Origin of the sequence: Streptomyces sp. NBC_00683, assembly GCF_036226745.1 — a bacterium.
Classification (GTDB): domain Bacteria; phylum Actinomycetota; class Actinomycetes; order Streptomycetales; family Streptomycetaceae; genus Streptomyces.
Window position 1 is genome coordinate 7,208,071 of the sequence record NZ_CP109013.1, and the last position, 15,460, is coordinate 7,223,530.

Below are 15,460 nucleotides of genomic sequence, written 5' to 3' on the forward strand. Positions count from 1 at the left end.
AGGTGGACTGATTTCCATGGCTCAGTGGACATCGACGGTGGGTGCCGCGCAGCTCGCACGGCAGCTCCGGGCGCAGCAGCCCCGGCCCGCCGGGCAGGGCACCCGCAAGCCGCCCGCCTACCGCGCCCTCGCCGACGGTGTGCGCCTGCTCGTCCTCGAGGGCAGGGTCCCGGTCGCCGCCCGGCTGCCCGCCGAGCGGGAGCTGGCCCTCGCCCTCTCGCTCAGCAGGACCACCGTCGCCGCGGCGTACGAGGCGCTGCGTGCCGAGGGGTTCCTGGAGTCCCGCCGCGGGGCCGGCAGCTGGACCGCGGTTCCGGCGGGCAACCCGCTGCCCGCCCGCGGTCTCGAACCCCTGCCCCCGGAATCACTCGGCTCCATGATCGATCTGGGCTGCGCCTCGCTGCCCGCCCCCGAGCCCTGGCTGACCCGGGCCGTCCAGGGCGCCCTGGAGGAGCTTCCGCCCTACGCGCACACCCACGGCGACTACCCGGCCGGCCTGCCCGCACTGCGGCAGATGATCGCCGACCGCTACACCGGATCCGGCATCCCGACCATGCCCGAACAGATCATGGTCACCACCGGGGCGATGGGCGCCATCGACGCGATCTGCCACCTCTTCGCCGGGCGCGGCGAGCGCATCGCGGTGGAGTCCCCGAGTTACGCCAACATCCTGCAGCTCATGCGGGAGGCCGGCGCCCGGCTGGTACCGGTGGCCATGGAGGAGGGGCTCGGAGGCTGGGACATGAACCGCTGGCGCCAGGTCCTGCGGGACTCCGCGCCCCGGTTGGCCTATGTCGTCGCGGATTTCCACAACCCCACCGGAGCGCTCGCCGACGAGCAGCAACGGCGCGCCCTGGTCGACGCGGCCCGCTCCGCGGGCACGGTGCTCGTGGTCGACGAGACCATGAACGAGCTCTATCTGGACGCCGATGTGGAGATGCCGCGCCGGGTCTGCGCCTTCGACCCGGCCGGCAGCACCGTCCTCACCGTCGGATCGGCGAGCAAGGCCTTCTGGGCCGGAATGCGGATCGGCTGGGTCCGGGCTGCCCCGGACGTCATCCGCAGCCTCGTGGCGGCCCGTGCGTACGCGGACATGGGCACCCCGGTGCTGGAACAGCTCGCCATCAACTGGCTGATGCGCACCGGCGGCTGGGAGCAGGCCGTCGAGGTCCGGCGCGACCAGGCGCGGGTGAACAGGGACGACCTGGTGCGGGCCCTGCGCCGGGAACTCCCGGAGTGGCAGTTCGAGGTACCGCGCGGCGGGCTCACCCTCTGGGTGCGCACGGGCGGGCTCTCCGGATCACGGCTGGCCGTGGCCGGCGAGCGGGTCGGCGTACGGGTGCCTTCGGGACCCCGGTTCGGGGTCGACGGGGCGTTCGAGGGCTATGTGCGGCTGCCGTTCACGGTGGGCGGGCCGGTGGCGGACGAGGCGGCGCTGAGACTCGCGGCGGCTGCGGAGCTCGTCAGGTCCGGAGCGAGCGCGGGGGCCGAGACCCCACGGACGTTCGTGGCCTGAGGCCCGCGGCGTTCCGGCATCCGTGGGCCGGGGCGCCACGGACGTTCGTGGCCCCGGGCCCGGGGGGTCACCCCTCGGCGGTGGCCGGCGCCGTGATGAGCGGATCCGGGTGTGCCGGTACGGGGACGGGCTCGGCGACTTCCGCGGCCGGTGGGGCCTGCTCCACCGGGGACTGCCCGCCCGGCAGCAGGTCGAGCACGGCCTGCCGGTGCGCCTCGCTCGTCGCGTCGTCGTACGGGTCCGGTGTCGCGGGGACCTGGAGCCGCAGGACAGGGCCGGTGCCCAGTCGCGCGTAGCCCCGGCCCGGCGGTACGTCCGGGGTCGGCGTGGTGTGGGGCTGGGCACCGAGCACGGACTCGACCTGCTCGTGCGTGGCGGGGCCGAGGACGGCGCGGGCCCGGGTGTGCGTCCGCACGGTCTCGGTGAGCGCGTCCACGCTGTCGAACTGGTCCGCCACGACGACCGTCACACCGGCCGCACGGCCGTGTCGCAGCGGTACCTGGAGCAGCTCCTGAGGATCGGGCCTGCCGTCGGCCGCCGCCAGGTGCCCGAGCGCGCTCGGGCGGTCCAGCAGGATCCAGAGAGGGCGCTTGATGTCCTCGGGCTCGGGGTGGCCGGCCTGGCGCGCCCGGTTCGCCGCGATGAGCCGCCGTTCCGTTTCGTGCGCGGCCCATTCGAGCGTTGCCAGGGCCCCGGCCAGACCGCACTCGACGGCGAGGACTCCGGGGCGCCCGGTCAGGCAGCCGTACTCGCCGGTCCCGCCGCCTTCGACGACGAGGACGTCGCCGTGCTGCAGAGCCTGCAGCGCAATGGACCGCAGGAGCGTCGTCGTGCCGCTGCCGGGATGCCCGACAACGAGCAGATGGGGTTCCGTGGAACGGGCTCCGGTCCGCCAGACCACCGGAGAAGCGTCCCGGGTCGTGTCACCGTCCAGCACGGGAACGGTGCGCCGCACCGCGTCGGCATCGGTGAAGCCCAGAACGGTCTCACCGGGGCCCGTGACGAACCGCTGGGCGGCGATGGTGGTGGGCAGCGCGTCGAGCACGGTCATGAGGAGGTGGTTGTTCTCCTCGTCCCAGGCGAAGTGGTACTCGCGGCCACGGCCCGACTTGGCGTGGAGGACCTGCTCGATGCGGGTCCGGGAAGCCGCTTCGCCGTCCGTGAAGTACGCCGGGTAGCTCACCTGGAGACGGGTGAGGCGGCCGTTGCCGTCGAACTCGAACGACGAGGCGAAGGCCTTCTCCCAGTCGCCGCCGTGGGAGTACAGCGGACTGGGGTCGTCGGCCACGGAGAAGTGGGGCACCAGCGCCTCGTACAGCGCTTGCAGCCGTGCCGTCTCCGTGTCGTCGGGGCCGGTCTTCACCGGGGTGCGGTCCCGTCCCTTCCACGCGGCGGCGCCCATCACCGAGATCAGGGCCAGCAGGGGCCCGTACGGGATGAGCGCCACCACCAGGACGCAGGCCGCGACGAGGAACAGGCCTTGTCCGCGCCTGTCCTTGGGTGTCGCGGCCCACTTCTGCCGTCCTGCTCCGGCCAGCAGCCGCAGACCACGGGTGACCGTGATCAGCGGATGGAGGACGTCGGTGGCGTTGTCGGCGGCCGTGCGCGCGAACTCGCGACTGCGAGTGATCGAAGCGCTGCCGCTGCTCAGAATGCGGGGGAGTGGTCGCCGGGCCACGTCGGTCTCCTGGAGAGGTGGGAGCGGGAGGGGAGCGTCAGAACTTGATCCCGCCCAGCATGCTGGCGAGGCTCGCGCCCCCTGCTGTGATGCTGGGCGCGATGGCGGTGCCGGCCAGGTAGAAGCCGAACAGGGCGCAGATGAGGCCGTGGGATGCCTTGAGCCCGTCCTTCTTGAAGAACAGGAAGACGATGATGCCGAGCAGTACCACGCCCGAGATGGAGAGGATCATGAGCAGTTCTCCTGGTTGAAGGGGACAGTCACCATGAGTACTTCCAGGATCACAAGATGTATCTATACGATAAAAGGTGCAATAGGGTGAAAAGGTGAAGTTTTCACCCGACCGGCGGACGGAAACTGGTTGTCCGAGCGGAACGGTCCGGAGATCGCGCCGAAAAAAGGCCGCCACTCGTTGTGATCTTTTGCCGCATCCGGGCACGCTCATGTCGGCACCGGAGCAGTACCCTGTCGATTCACTCGTACGGCCCCCCGCCGTACTCCCCACCAGGTCGGCAACGGCGACCCACGGCTATGGAAGGCGGCCCGTCCGATGAGCGAAACCCCCGATCCCGAGGTGGTCGAGCTGGCCACCAAGGTCTTCGACCTCGCTCGCCAGGGGGAGGCGGAGTCGCTCGCCGCCTATGTCGACGCCGGTGTCCCCGCGAACCTCACCAACGACCGGGGCGACTCCCTGCTGATGCTCGCCGCGTACCACGGGCACGCCGGGGCCGTCACGGCCCTCGCCGGCCGTGGTGCCGACCCCGACCGCGCCAACGACCGGGGGCAGACCCCGCTCGCCGGAGCCGTCTTCAAGGGGGAGCGCACCGTCATCGACGCACTGCTCGCCGCGGGAGCCGATCCGGCCGCCGGAACACCGTCCGCGGTGGACACCGCACGCATGTTCGGCAAGGACGACCTGCTGGAACTCTTCGGTGCGCGCTGAGACACCACTCGGACCGCCGGCTGACCGGTGCGCCGTAAATGTGGTCGCGTCGGCGAAATGGCTGGGTCATCATGACGTCGCGGGTCCGCTCAGGACCACCGACGAGAGGCAGAGGAAGATGAGCACCAGGCAGAAGACGGCGGTCGGCCGATCATGTTGCTGCGCGGCCTAGTGCCTCCCAGGCACTTGGAACAGCACAGTCCCGGTTGCGTCGACAGCTTGATGTGAGGCTTTCCCCATGTTCGATCCATTCATAGCGCCGAGCGGCACCCTGCTCGGCCTGTTGCAGAGGGGCCGCGGCGACGGCACGCTCCACGCACTCGCCGCACCACGCCCCGAGGCACTCGCGGCCCTCAACCACTGCGTCCTGAGCGATCCGCGTCACGACTGGCAGGTCGACAACCGCTCCCTCTACTACGCACGCCTGTACCTCGACCTCGACGGCGGCACCGAGGAGATCGAGCGGCACCTGTGGGACCCCGAGGACCAGCTCGACACCGAGGACTCACGCACGGGCCTGGCACTCTCCGTACTCGGCCACCTCGCCTCCTACGGACGCGACGACGCCCTCGCGCTGCTCCGGCGCTACGCGGCCACCGGGGCCAACTGGGCCTGGGCACTCGACGAGCTGGCCCTGCGCGACGACGACGCCGGACTGCGCTCACTCGCCGTACCCGTACTCGGCCGGTTCCCCGCCACCCCGGAAGGCACCGCCGAGCTGGCCGCCGCCGTACGGGACGCATTCGAGCCGCGGCCCTGGCGGCTGTGGGCGGACGACCCCCGCGAAGCGGTCGGAGCCCGCGTCCGGGCGGCGACAGAACAGGGCTCGTTCGACCGGTGGCAGCGGCAGATGCGGCCCGGCGGTCCCCGCCCCGGCTGGAGTGTCCAGGCCGTCTTCGACTGGGCCCAGGAAGGTCTGGAGCGCGGCAGCGTGCTCCACGTGCCGGCCGCCCGCTGCCTCTCCGCCGTCGCCGGCGCCGAGGACAGGCCCCTGATCATCGAGGCCGCCCGCAGCGGCTCCGACGGCGCACGCTGTGCGGCCCTCCACTACCTCGTCGAGGCCCAGGACCCGGCCGTGCTCGACCTGATCGAGCAGGCCGCCCTCAGCCCCTCATCCGTCGTCGCCGAAGCCGCCGTGGCCGCGTTCGAGCGCATGTGCGGCGACGCGGCGGTGGACCGCGCCCGGCGCTGGGCGCACCGGCCCGACGCCCTCGGAGCGTCGGCCGCCGGAGTGCTCGCCTGCCGCGGCGGTGCCGAGGACGCCCCGCTCGTCCTCGCCGCGCTGCGCGAGGCCGTACGGGGGGACGGCCCCGACGCCCAGCGGCTGTGGACCCTCGTCGACGGCACGGGCCGCCTCGGCATCGTCTGCGCCGCTCCGGTACTGCGCCACGTCTACCGGGAGACGTCCTCCTCGCACCTGCGCGGACGGGCGGCGCGCGCCCTGGCCGCCACCGATCCCTCCTTCGCCACCGGCTTCGCGGTCGAATGCCTCTGGGACTGCGAGGAGACGACCCGGGAACTCGCCGCACTCCACGCGGAGACCGGGGACATCCGGGTCGCCGAACGCCTGCGGCGGCTGGCCGCCGACCCGGCCGAGGAAGCCGAGGTACAGACGGCTGTACGCAGCCGGATCGGACCGGACGCTCCCGCCGTCTGACCCGGGGCGCGGGGTACCGCGCCGAACCCGGGATGCCGCGTGTCGGGGGCACGCGGCGCAAAAGCTCATAGGACGTTCCCCGGGCGGAAAGATCCAAGTCGGCAGAGCCACGCCCGGCGCGGCGACAACACGGGTATGCGTGTCGTCATCGTCACCGAATCCTTCCCGCCCGACGTCAACGGTGTGGCCCACTGCACCCTGCAGACCGCACGGCATCTCGCAGCCCGCGGCCACGAACCGCTCGTCATCGCCCCGGCAGCCGCCGGGACGACGTCCTCCGCCGTCTCCGCCGACCCCACGTACACCGATGCCCCCTGCCCCGTGGTGCGCGTCCCCTCCCTGCCCCTGCCCGGCTACCCGCAGGTCCGGGTGGCGCTCCCCAGCCGGCGGCTCGCCGCCGCGCTCACGGGGCACCGTGCCGAGCTCGTCCACCTCGCGGGACCCTTCGTCCTCGGCGTACGGGGTATGGCCGTCGCCACCCGGCTGGGGCTGCCGGCCGTGGCCGTCTACCAGACCGACCTCGCCGGCTACGCCCGCACCTATCTGGGCACCGGTGAGAACGCCGCCTGGCGCAGGATGCGCGCCGTGCACAGCGCGGCCGACCTCACCCTCGCCCCCTCCGCCGCCGCACTGCGCGATCTCACCGACCACGGAGTGCCCCGGGTGAGGCTCTGGCCGCGGGGCGTCGACACCGTACGGTTCCGCCCCGGCCTGCGGGACGAGGCGCTGCGCCGCACGCTCGCCCCCGGCGGGGAGAAGATCGTCGGATACGTCGGGCGGCTGGCCCCGGAGAAACACGTCGAACTCCTTGCCGGAGCCTGCACCCTGCCCGGCGTCAGGGTCGTGGTCGTCGGCGACGGGCCGAGCGAGGCGTCACTGCGCACGGCACTGCCCGGGGCCGTCTTCCTGGGAAGGCGTACGGGGGAGGAACTCGCGCGGATCTTCGCCTCCCTGGACGTGTTCGCGCACACAGGTCCGTACGAGACCTTCTGCCAGACCGTGCAGGAGGCCATGGCCTCCGGCGTCCCCGTCGTCGCCCCGGCGGCGGGCGGACCGCTCGACCTCGTCGACCACGGGCGCACCGGGGTGCTCGTCCCCCCGCACGACCCCGTGGCCGTACGGGCAGCGGTCGGGGCCCTCGTCACGGACCCCGCGCGCGCCGAGGCCTACGGCAGGACCGCACGGGCCATGGTCGAGGGCCGCACCTGGGCAGCGGTCGGCGACCAGCTGCTCGGCCACTACGAGGAGGTCCTTCGCGGCCGGACGGCGGTGGCCGCGTGAACGGCCGGACCCCGAGGGCCCCGGACGGGCTCAGGATCGTGCGCCTGGCGAACTTCGTCACCCCGGCATCGGGCGGCCTGCGCACCGCACTGGACGAGCTCGGCCGCGGCTACCGCACGGCCGGGCACGAGCCCGTACTGATCGTCCCCGGGGCGACCGCGAGCGACGTGCGCACCCCCCAGGGCAGGGTGATCACCCTGCCCGGGCCGGTCCTGCCGGGCAGCGGCGGCTACCGCGTGCTGACGAACCGCGGGAGACTGCGCAGCCTCCTCGAGGGGCTGCGCCCCGACCGGCTCGAAGTGTCCGACCGGACCACGCTGCGCTGGACGGGGGAGTGGGCACGCCGCGCCCGGGTGCCCGCCGTCATGGTGTCCCACGAGACGGCCGACGGAGTCCTGCGCACCTGGGGCGTCCCCCCGGCAGCGGCGGGACGCGCCGCCGACCGTCTCAACGCACGGAGCGCCCACGCCTACGCCCGGATCGTGTGCACCACGGAATGGGCGGAGCGCGAGTTCGTACGGATCGGTGTGCGCAACGTCGTGCGGGCCCCGCTCGGAGTGGACCTGCGCCGGTGCCGTCCGGACCTCCGCAGCGGGACGCTGCGCGCCCGTCATGCCGACGGCGACGCGGTGCTCCTGCTGCTCTGCTCACGGCTCTCGGTGGAGAAGCGGCCCGGCCGCGCCCTGGACGCCCTGGCGGCGCTGCGGGGCCAGGGGGTGCGTGCCGCGCTGCTCGTCGCAGGTGACGGGCCGCTGCGGGCGGGGCTGGAGAACCGGGCCCGCGCGGAGCGCCTGCCGGTCGAATTCCTGGGCCACGTACGGGAGCGCACCCACCTGGCGGGCCTTCAGGCGACGGCGGACATCTGCCTGGCGCCGGGTCCCGCCGAGACGTTCGGCCTGTCGGCCCTGGAAGCACTCGCCTGCGGTACCCCGGTCGTCGCGAGCGGCACCTCGGCACTGCCGGAAGTGGTCGGGGACGCAGGCCTGGCCGCCGCGGACACGGGTGAGGCGTTCGCCGCCGCGGTACGGGATCTCCTGGCCCGCCCCGAGCGGGAACGCCGGGCGGCGGCGCGGGCACGGGCCGAACTCTTCGGCTGGGAACGCTCGGTGGCCGCGTTCCTGGCCGCGCACGACGCCCCCGAACGGTCCGACGCGCTCGGGGCGAGGCCATGAGCGGGCCGGCCGGCCTCCACGCGCCGCCCGGGCGTGCGATACCCGGAACCGGCGGCCCGGCCCGTGGAACCCTGCGGTTCGCCGCACTGGGGGACTCGCTGACCGAAGGAATCGGGGACCCGGTCCCGGGCGGCTGGCGGGGCTGGGCGGCCCTGCTCGCCGAGGGGCTGGGCGGCGGGGAGAGGGACGTGGAATTCCGCAACTTCGCCGTCGCCGGCTCCCTGTCCGGCGATGTCCGCGACCACCAGGCAGCGGCGGCGGCAGCGTTCCGGCCCGACATCGCCTCGGTCGTCGTCGGCGTCAACGACACCCTGCGCCGCTCCTTCGACATCCGGCTGCTCGCCGGGCGGCTCGACGAGATCTGCGCACAGCTGGCCGCGGGCGGAGCCGTGATCCTGACAGCGTGTCTGCCCGACCCCGGCACGGCCCTGGGGCTCCCGGCCCCGCTGCGCCACCCCCTGGCCCGGCGGCAACGGGCGGTGAACGCCGTGGTGCACGCCCTGTCCGCCCGCTACGACGCGGTGCACCTCCACGCCGCGGACCGGACCTGGGTCCAGGACCGCTCCCTGTGGAGCGTGGACCGGCTCCATCCGGCCGAGCGGGGACACAGGAAACTGGCAGTCGGATTCCACCGGCTGCTCGCCGACCGGGACCTCGCCCCGGGCGCCCCGCCCGGAGCCGAACCGCAGCAGCCGCCTCCCACGCGCGCGGCCGCGGCCCGCTGGCTGGTCACGCAGGGCACCGGCTGGCTGGCCCGCAGAAGCACGGACCTGCTGCCCCAGCTGCTGGCACTCGCGGCGTCCGAGATCCGCCACCGGGCGGGCGGCACGAGCGGACAGCTCGACGCCAGGGCCGAGCAGACGCTGCTGGAGGCACTCGCCGACATCACGCACGCGCCGTCCCTGCGGGGCGCCGTACCCCGCGCCAGAATGGAGGGATGACCGGACGCTGGGAGTTCTGGATCGACCGTGGAGGCACCTTCACCGACGTGGTGGGACGGGACCCCGACGGGCGGCTCGTTTCCCGCAAACTCCTCTCGCACGATCCGGACCGCTACCGCGACGCGGCCGTTGCCGGCATCAGGCAGCTGCTCGGTCTCGGCCCCCGCGACCCGGTCCCCGCCGACCGGGTCGCGGGCGTCAAGATGGGCACCACCGTCGCCACGAACGCGCTCCTGGAGCGCCGGGGCGAGCCGACCGTCCTGGTCATCACGGAAGGCTTCCGGGACGCCCTGCGGATCGCGTACCAGAACCGGCCGCGCCTCTTCGACCGGCACATCGTGCTTCCCGAGGCCGTGTACGACCGGGTGATCGAGGTCCCCGAGCGGATCGACGCCGGGGGCCGGATCGTGAGACCCCTCGACCGGACCGCGGTGGCCGAGCAGCTGGCAGCCGCCCGGGAGGACGGGATCCAGAGCGCGGCGGTCGTGCTCATGCACGGCTACCGCCACCCGGACCACGAGATCGCCGTCGCGGCGGCAGCCCGGGAAGCGGGCTTCACCCAGATCAGCTGCTCGCACGAGGTCAGCCCGCTGATCAAGCTGGTGCCACGGGGCGACACCACGGTCGTCGACGCCTACCTCTCGCCGATCCTGCGCCGGTACGTCGACGAGGTGGCCGGCGAACTGATGGGGATCCGCCTCATGTTCATGCAGTCCAACGGCGGACTGCGTGAGGCCGCGCACTTCCGGGGCAAGGACGCCGTGCTCTCCGGCCCCGCCGGCGGCGTCGTCGGCATGGTCCGTACGTCCGGGCAGGCGGGCTACGAGCGGGTCATCGGATTCGACATGGGAGGCACCTCCACCGACGTCTCCCACTACGCGGGCGAGTTCGAGCGGGAGTTCGGCACCCAGGTGGCAGGGGTGCGGATGCGCGCACCCATGATGAGCATCAACACCGTCGCCGCAGGCGGCGGATCGGTGCTGCACTTCGACGGGCGGCGCTACCGGGTAGGCCCGGACTCCGCCGGCGCCGACCCCGGCCCCGCCTGCTACCGCAGGGGCGGGCCGCTCACCGTCACCGACGCCAACGTGATGCTCGGCCGGGTCCAGGCCGCGTACTTCCCGGCCGTCTTCGGCCCGGACGGCGACCAGCCGCTCGACGGGACAGTCGTCCGTGAGCGCTTCGAAGCGCTCGCCGAGAGGGCAGCATCCGTCACGGGGCGGTCCCGGACCGCCGCGGAGGCCGCCTCGGGCTTCCTGGAGATCGCCGTACTGAACATGGCGAACGCCGTCAAGAAGATCTCCGTCCAGCGAGGCCACGACATCACCCGCTACGCGCTCACGACGTTCGGCGGCGCCGGCGGCCAGCACGCCTGCGCCGTCGCCGACGCCCTGGGCATCGACACCGTCCTCGTACCGCCGCTCGCCGGGGTCCTCTCCGCGTACGGCATCGGGCTGGCCGATGCCACCGCGATGCGCGAACAGTCGGTCGAGGCCGAACTGGACGAGGAGACCGGGGCCGGGGTGGACGGCATCTGCGAAGAGCTGGCCGAGCGCACCCGCGCCGAGCTCCGGGCGGAATCCATCCCCGACGGGGCCATCGGCACCCGGGCACGGGTCCTGCTGCGTTACTCCGGCACGGACGCGAGCCTGCCCGTCGCCCTCGGCACCGCGCCCGCCATGACGGAGGAGTTCACAGCCGTCCACCGGACCCGCTACGGCTTCACCATGGACAAGCCCCTGGTGGTCGAGGCCGTGTCGGTGGAGGCGACCGCGGCAGCCGGACCGCACGTACCCCACCGGGTCCCCGCGGCCGCGCGCGAGCACGCGCTGCAACCGCTCGAGAACGTGCGGATGTTCACCGAAGGCCGATGGCAGGACACCGCCCTGTACCGCCGGGCGGACCTGCGCCTGTCGGACACCGTGACCGGTCCGGCCATCGTCGCCGAGGACGACTCCACCACCGTCGTCGACCCGGGCTGGCAGGCCACGGCGGGCGCGACAGGGCACCTCGTACTGACCCGGGTACGCCCCAGGCCCGAGAGGACGGCCGTCGGCACCCGGGTGGACCCCGTCATGCTGGAGGTGTTCAACAACCTCTTCATGTCGATCGCCGAACAGATGGGCGTACGGCTGGAGAGCACCGCGCACTCCGTCAACATCAAGGAGCGTCTGGACTTCTCGTGCGCGCTGTTCGACGACGAGGGCAACCTCGTCGCCAACGCACCGCACATTCCGGTGCACCTGGGCTCGATGGGGGAGTCCATCAAGGAGGTGCTGCGGCGCAACCGGGACTCCCTGCGCCCAGGCGATGTGTACGCCATCAACGATCCGTACCACGGCGGCACGCATCTGCCCGACGTCACCGTCGTGACGCCCGTGTTCGACGAGGAGGACGGCCCGGAGCCCCGGCTGCGCTTCCTGGTGGCCTCGCGCGGACACCACGCCGAGATCGGCGGCATCACCCCCGGATCCATGCCCGCCTTCAGCCGCACGATCCGTGAAGAGGGCGTCCTGTTCGACAACTGGCTGCTCGTGCGCGAAGGAAGGCTCCGGGAGGCGGAGACCCGGGAACTGCTCACGACCGCCGCGTACCCCTCACGGGACCCGGACACCAATCTCGCCGACCTGCGCGCCCAGATCGCCGCCAACGAGAAGGGCATCGCGGAACTGCGCCGCATGACCCACCAGTTCGGGCACGACGTCGTCTCGGCGTACATGGTCCACGTCCAGGACAACGCGGAGGAGTCCGTGCGCCGGATCGTCGCCGGGCTGCACGACGGCTCCTGTCGCTACGAGACCGACAACGGTGCCGTCATCGAGGTCGCCGTGACGGTGGACCGCGAGGCACGCACCGCCGTCATCGACTTCGCCGGCACCTCCCCGCAGCAGCCCGGCAACTTCAACGCCCCGAAGTCCGTGGTCATGGCCGCCGTCCTGTACGTCTTCAGGACACTGATCGAGGACGACATCCCCCTCAACAGCGGCTGCCTCGAACCCCTGGAGGTACGCGTCCCCGAGGGGTCCATGCTGGCGCCGGTCCACCCGGCGGCGACCGTCGCGGGCAACGTGGAGACCTCCCAGGCCGTGACCGGTGCCCTCTACGCGGCACTGGGCGTCCAGGCCGAGGGATCGGGCACGATGAACAACCTCACCTTCGGCAACGACCGCGTCCAGTACTACGAGACGGTCGCCAGCGGGTCGGGCGCCGGTGACGGCTTCGACGGCACCGACGCCGTACAGACCCACATGACCAACTCCCGGCTCACCGACCCCGAGATCCTCGAGTGGCGCTACCCCGTGCTGCTGGAGAGCTTCGGGGTACGGGAGGGCAGCGGCGGCGAGGGCAGGTGGCACGGGGGCTCCGGGGTGGAACGCAGAATCCGCTTCCTCGAGCCCGTGACCGTGGCGCTGCTGTCCGGACACCGCCGGGTGGCACCGTACGGAATGGCCGGAGGCGGGCCGGGGGCACTGGGCACCCAGCACGTCGAACGGGCCGACGGTATGACCGTCACACCGTTGGAGGGCTGCGACACCGCCGAGCTGGACACCGGGGACGTGCTCGTCCTGCGCACACCGGGCGGAGGCGGCTACGGGCCCGGGTAACCGGTCGCTTCTGCGCCGTTTCGACCGTTGTCGGTGTGAGGACCTAATCTGTTCAGCGTGACTTCGCCTGCCTACACCGACACCGCTGCGTCCCAGCTCAGCGCCGGACCGCGGCCCGCCGCGGGCCCCGCCGCCGACGAGGGGCTCTCGCGTCGGCTGCGCGCGCTGGCCTGCACCGCGCCGCTGCACGACCTCGATGTGCGCAAGGCGAATCTCGCCGGCGAGTACACGGTCTACGCGATGGCCGAGGTCGCCCTCGCCGCGATCGACCTGGTCACCCTGAACATGGACTTCGACACGGGCGCCGACCACGACCAGATAGTGGCCAGACTCCTCCCGCGGGTCGGTGCCCAGGCACCGGGCCGCCCCGTCGCCGAGCACGAGCGGGTCGCCCGCTGGGTGCTGGAGAACCTGATCAACGTCGGCAGCGTGGACCGTGGCTTCCGCGCGGTGTACGGCACCTTCGGCCCCGACGGCGTGTACGTCCGCCGGGACTACGACTTCAAGCTCATCGAAGAGGTCCCCGGGCACGGTGGCAGCCTCTACCTCCGCGCCACCGACGAAGCGGTCAACGTCCTGGTCGGTGCCCTGGACACGGACGTCACCAGCGCCCAGATCGCCGCCGAGGTGAAGCTGGAGGTCCTCATCAGCCGGGGCCGGCTGGCCGACGCGCAGCTCGCCGCCGAGCAGGCCCGCTACCGCACCGTGCAGTACGCGCAGACCCTCCGCAGGACACTGGAGGCGACCCGGCGCAACGTCCGCGCCGTCGACTGGCTCAACGCCGTTCCGGACATGATCACCGAAGCGCTGGACCACGTCGCCGACCGCTACCGCCACGAGAACGCGATCCTCACCAACATCCGCAAGGCCAGGGACGAGGCGGAGGACCCCGAGCACAAGCGGCGCGCCGCCGAACTCGTCGACATCGTGAAGGACTGCATCCGCCGCCACACCCAGCTGCAGTCCAGGCTCCTGGAGGCGGGACCGCTCTTCCGGGCCGAACAGGACCGCCAGGCCTTCGCCGCCCCCACGGCCCGGGTGGGACTCGACCTGTACGGACAGCTCGTCGTGCCCCTGCTGCCGCTCCCCGTCGAACAGGCCACCAGGGCCACCGACGCGTTCTTCACGCACGGGACCGGACTGCGCACCCCCACCTCGGTCCGCGTCGGCGATCTCGTCGACATGCTGTTCACACCGCCGGTGGAGCGTGAGCACCTGGGCGTCGAAATGCCCGAGCCCGACCTCATCGCGACCCCCGACGACAGCCGGTTCAGCGAGGAGCAGCTCGCGAGCGCCATGGAGCTGCTCGACCTCGAGCACGACGCCCCGCGCAGGCTCTCCGGGCTCCTCGCCGAGGCCCGACTCCGTGATCCGGACCTGCCCTACCTGGTCGCCCTGCTGTCGGTCCATGCGGCGAGCCCGCCGGTCGGCACCGCCTACCGTCAGGGCGAGCGGCGACTGCTGTTCGCCGTCGATGACGGCGCCCAGCTCGACGACCCGGAATTCGGCGGCGCGGACCTGATAGTGGGGATGGCCCTCCTGGACGCCGCCGGCATGGCCGCCGACCGGAAGGAAGCCTCATGAGGGCCCCCGGAACGAAGGCCCCCGGAACGAAGGCCCCCGGGGCGAGGACACCAGGGACGACGATCCCCGGACCGGGCCGGCGGGCGAGGACCCGCACCACCCTGCCGGAACGTGAGCGCAGTACCCGCACCGAGGAGCCACAGCAGTGAGCGAGCAGCACGCCGAGTACACGGATGGGTGGGGCGACCCGTCCGCCCCGCACACGGCCGACACCGCACCGCCCGCCGCTCCCGCCGCCGTCACCCCGGCGGACGCGGCCGACGCCGCGCGGCTCGTCTCCTTCGGACTGCAGCCCAAGCTGATGCCCGCCCGTGACGCCGAGTACGCGGAACTGCTCCGCCGCTACCGGGAAGAGCCGGCCTTCGCCCGGCTCGCCGACGCCGTCGCCACCGGGCTCGGACTCGTCGTCCTGGAGGTCTCCACCCGGGCGGGCATGGCCGTGACCGCCGACGAGGACTCGGTGTTCGCCGTGCGCATGGGGGACTACGCGCGGCGTGCGTCGTCCGATTCCGCCGACCGCTTCCTCCACGGCCTCGCCCACCTCGCCGTCGCCGCCATGGCCTTTCCCCGGCCCGAGGACCTCGCGGACGACGCCTACATCGGCCGCATCTCGGTCAACGGGGTCGACGCCTTCGTCCGCCAGGCCTGCCACCGCCTGGAGGAGCTGGCCGAGGAACGGGGCGACAACAGCGACCCGGCCTCCGACACCCCGGGGCTGGAATCCGGCTGGCGGGTCTACGCCCGCCGCAGCGCCACCGGAGCGACGAAGGACGCACGGCGGCTCGCCGGGTCCACCACGGGCATCATCGGCAAGGCCGTCGCCTTCCTCACCGACTCGGGCTTCCTCCAGCGCACCGGCGACGACGCGGGCGGCACGTACCGCACGACCGCCCGTTATCAGCTCCAGGTACGCGACATGGCGGGCAACGCGGCCATGACCGAGCTGCTGGAGCTCGGCGTCGTCCCGGTCACGGACGGCTCGGCGACCCTCCTGCCCCCGCCCGACGCCGACCATCCGGAACTGGTCGCCGACGCGGGTCTGCCCTTCCACTCGTGACCCTGCCCGGTCCATGCCCCACCCGC

At 72.9% G+C, this 15,460-nt stretch carries 11 protein-coding genes; 9 read left to right on the forward strand and 2 right to left on the reverse strand.

What is annotated here, in order from left to right; translation table 11 throughout:
- Window positions 1–16: 16 nt before the first annotated feature.
- Entirely contained in the window at window positions 17–1,516 is a 1,500-nt protein-coding gene (locus OG257_RS32145; protein WP_329213073.1) for an SCO1417 family MocR-like transcription factor, read from the forward strand.
- A gap of 67 nt (window positions 1,517–1,583) precedes the next feature.
- Here the strand turns inward: OG257_RS32145 and OG257_RS32150 are convergent, their stop codons facing one another.
- Both OG257_RS32150 and OG257_RS32155 read right to left on the reverse strand, forming a co-directional pair.
- Window positions 1,584–3,194, reverse strand: a complete 1,611-nt coding sequence (locus tag OG257_RS32150) for an ATP-binding protein (RefSeq protein ID WP_329213075.1) — start codon at window positions 3,192–3,194, stop codon at window positions 1,584–1,586.
- Window positions 3,195–3,231: 37 nt separating this feature from the next.
- Window positions 3,232–3,426, reverse strand: a complete 195-nt coding sequence (locus tag OG257_RS32155) for a hypothetical protein (protein WP_277335051.1) — start codon at window positions 3,424–3,426, stop codon at window positions 3,232–3,234.
- A gap of 318 nt (window positions 3,427–3,744) precedes the next feature.
- Between OG257_RS32155 and OG257_RS32160 the strand changes: the two genes are divergently transcribed.
- The 8 genes from OG257_RS32160 (at window position 3,745) to OG257_RS32195 (ending at window position 15,434) form a co-directional block, all read left to right on the forward strand.
- Window positions 3,745–4,137 (forward strand): ankyrin repeat domain-containing protein, encoded by a 393-nt coding sequence (locus tag OG257_RS32160; RefSeq protein WP_329213078.1) that lies wholly within the window; start codon window positions 3,745–3,747, stop codon window positions 4,135–4,137.
- A 238-nt stretch (window positions 4,138–4,375) separates the two neighbouring features.
- A complete protein-coding gene (locus OG257_RS32165; RefSeq protein WP_329213080.1) occupies window positions 4,376–5,794 on the forward strand; it encodes a HEAT repeat domain-containing protein in 1,419 nt (472 codons plus the stop codon).
- A gap of 135 nt (window positions 5,795–5,929) precedes the next feature.
- The gene (locus OG257_RS32170; RefSeq protein WP_329213083.1) at window positions 5,930–7,075 is read left to right on the forward strand and encodes a glycosyltransferase family 4 protein; all 1,146 of its coding nucleotides are present in this window, start codon (window positions 5,930–5,932) and stop codon (window positions 7,073–7,075) included.
- Window positions 7,072–8,247, forward strand: coding sequence for a glycosyltransferase (locus OG257_RS32175; RefSeq protein WP_329213085.1), 1,176 nt, complete (start codon window positions 7,072–7,074; stop codon window positions 8,245–8,247). The genes OG257_RS32170 and OG257_RS32175 overlap by 4 nt, the downstream gene beginning before the upstream one ends.
- Window positions 8,244–9,188 (forward strand): SGNH/GDSL hydrolase family protein, encoded by a 945-nt coding sequence (locus tag OG257_RS32180; RefSeq protein WP_329213087.1) that lies wholly within the window; start codon window positions 8,244–8,246, stop codon window positions 9,186–9,188. Before OG257_RS32175 ends, OG257_RS32180 begins: the two co-directional genes overlap by 4 nt.
- The gene (locus OG257_RS32185) at window positions 9,185–12,793 is read left to right on the forward strand and encodes a hydantoinase B/oxoprolinase family protein (protein WP_329213089.1); all 3,609 of its coding nucleotides are present in this window, start codon (window positions 9,185–9,187) and stop codon (window positions 12,791–12,793) included. The genes OG257_RS32180 and OG257_RS32185 overlap by 4 nt, the downstream gene beginning before the upstream one ends.
- Before the next feature lie 57 nt (window positions 12,794–12,850).
- Window positions 12,851–14,377 carry a hypothetical protein gene (locus tag OG257_RS32190; RefSeq protein ID WP_329213091.1) on the forward strand — a complete coding sequence of 509 codons (1,527 nt, stop codon included), beginning with the start codon at window positions 12,851–12,853 and terminating at the stop codon, window positions 14,375–14,377.
- Between the two features lie 145 nt (window positions 14,378–14,522).
- Window positions 14,523–15,434, forward strand: a complete 912-nt coding sequence (locus OG257_RS32195; protein WP_329213093.1) for a hypothetical protein — start codon at window positions 14,523–14,525, stop codon at window positions 15,432–15,434.
- Window positions 15,435–15,460: the final 26 nt, after the last annotated feature.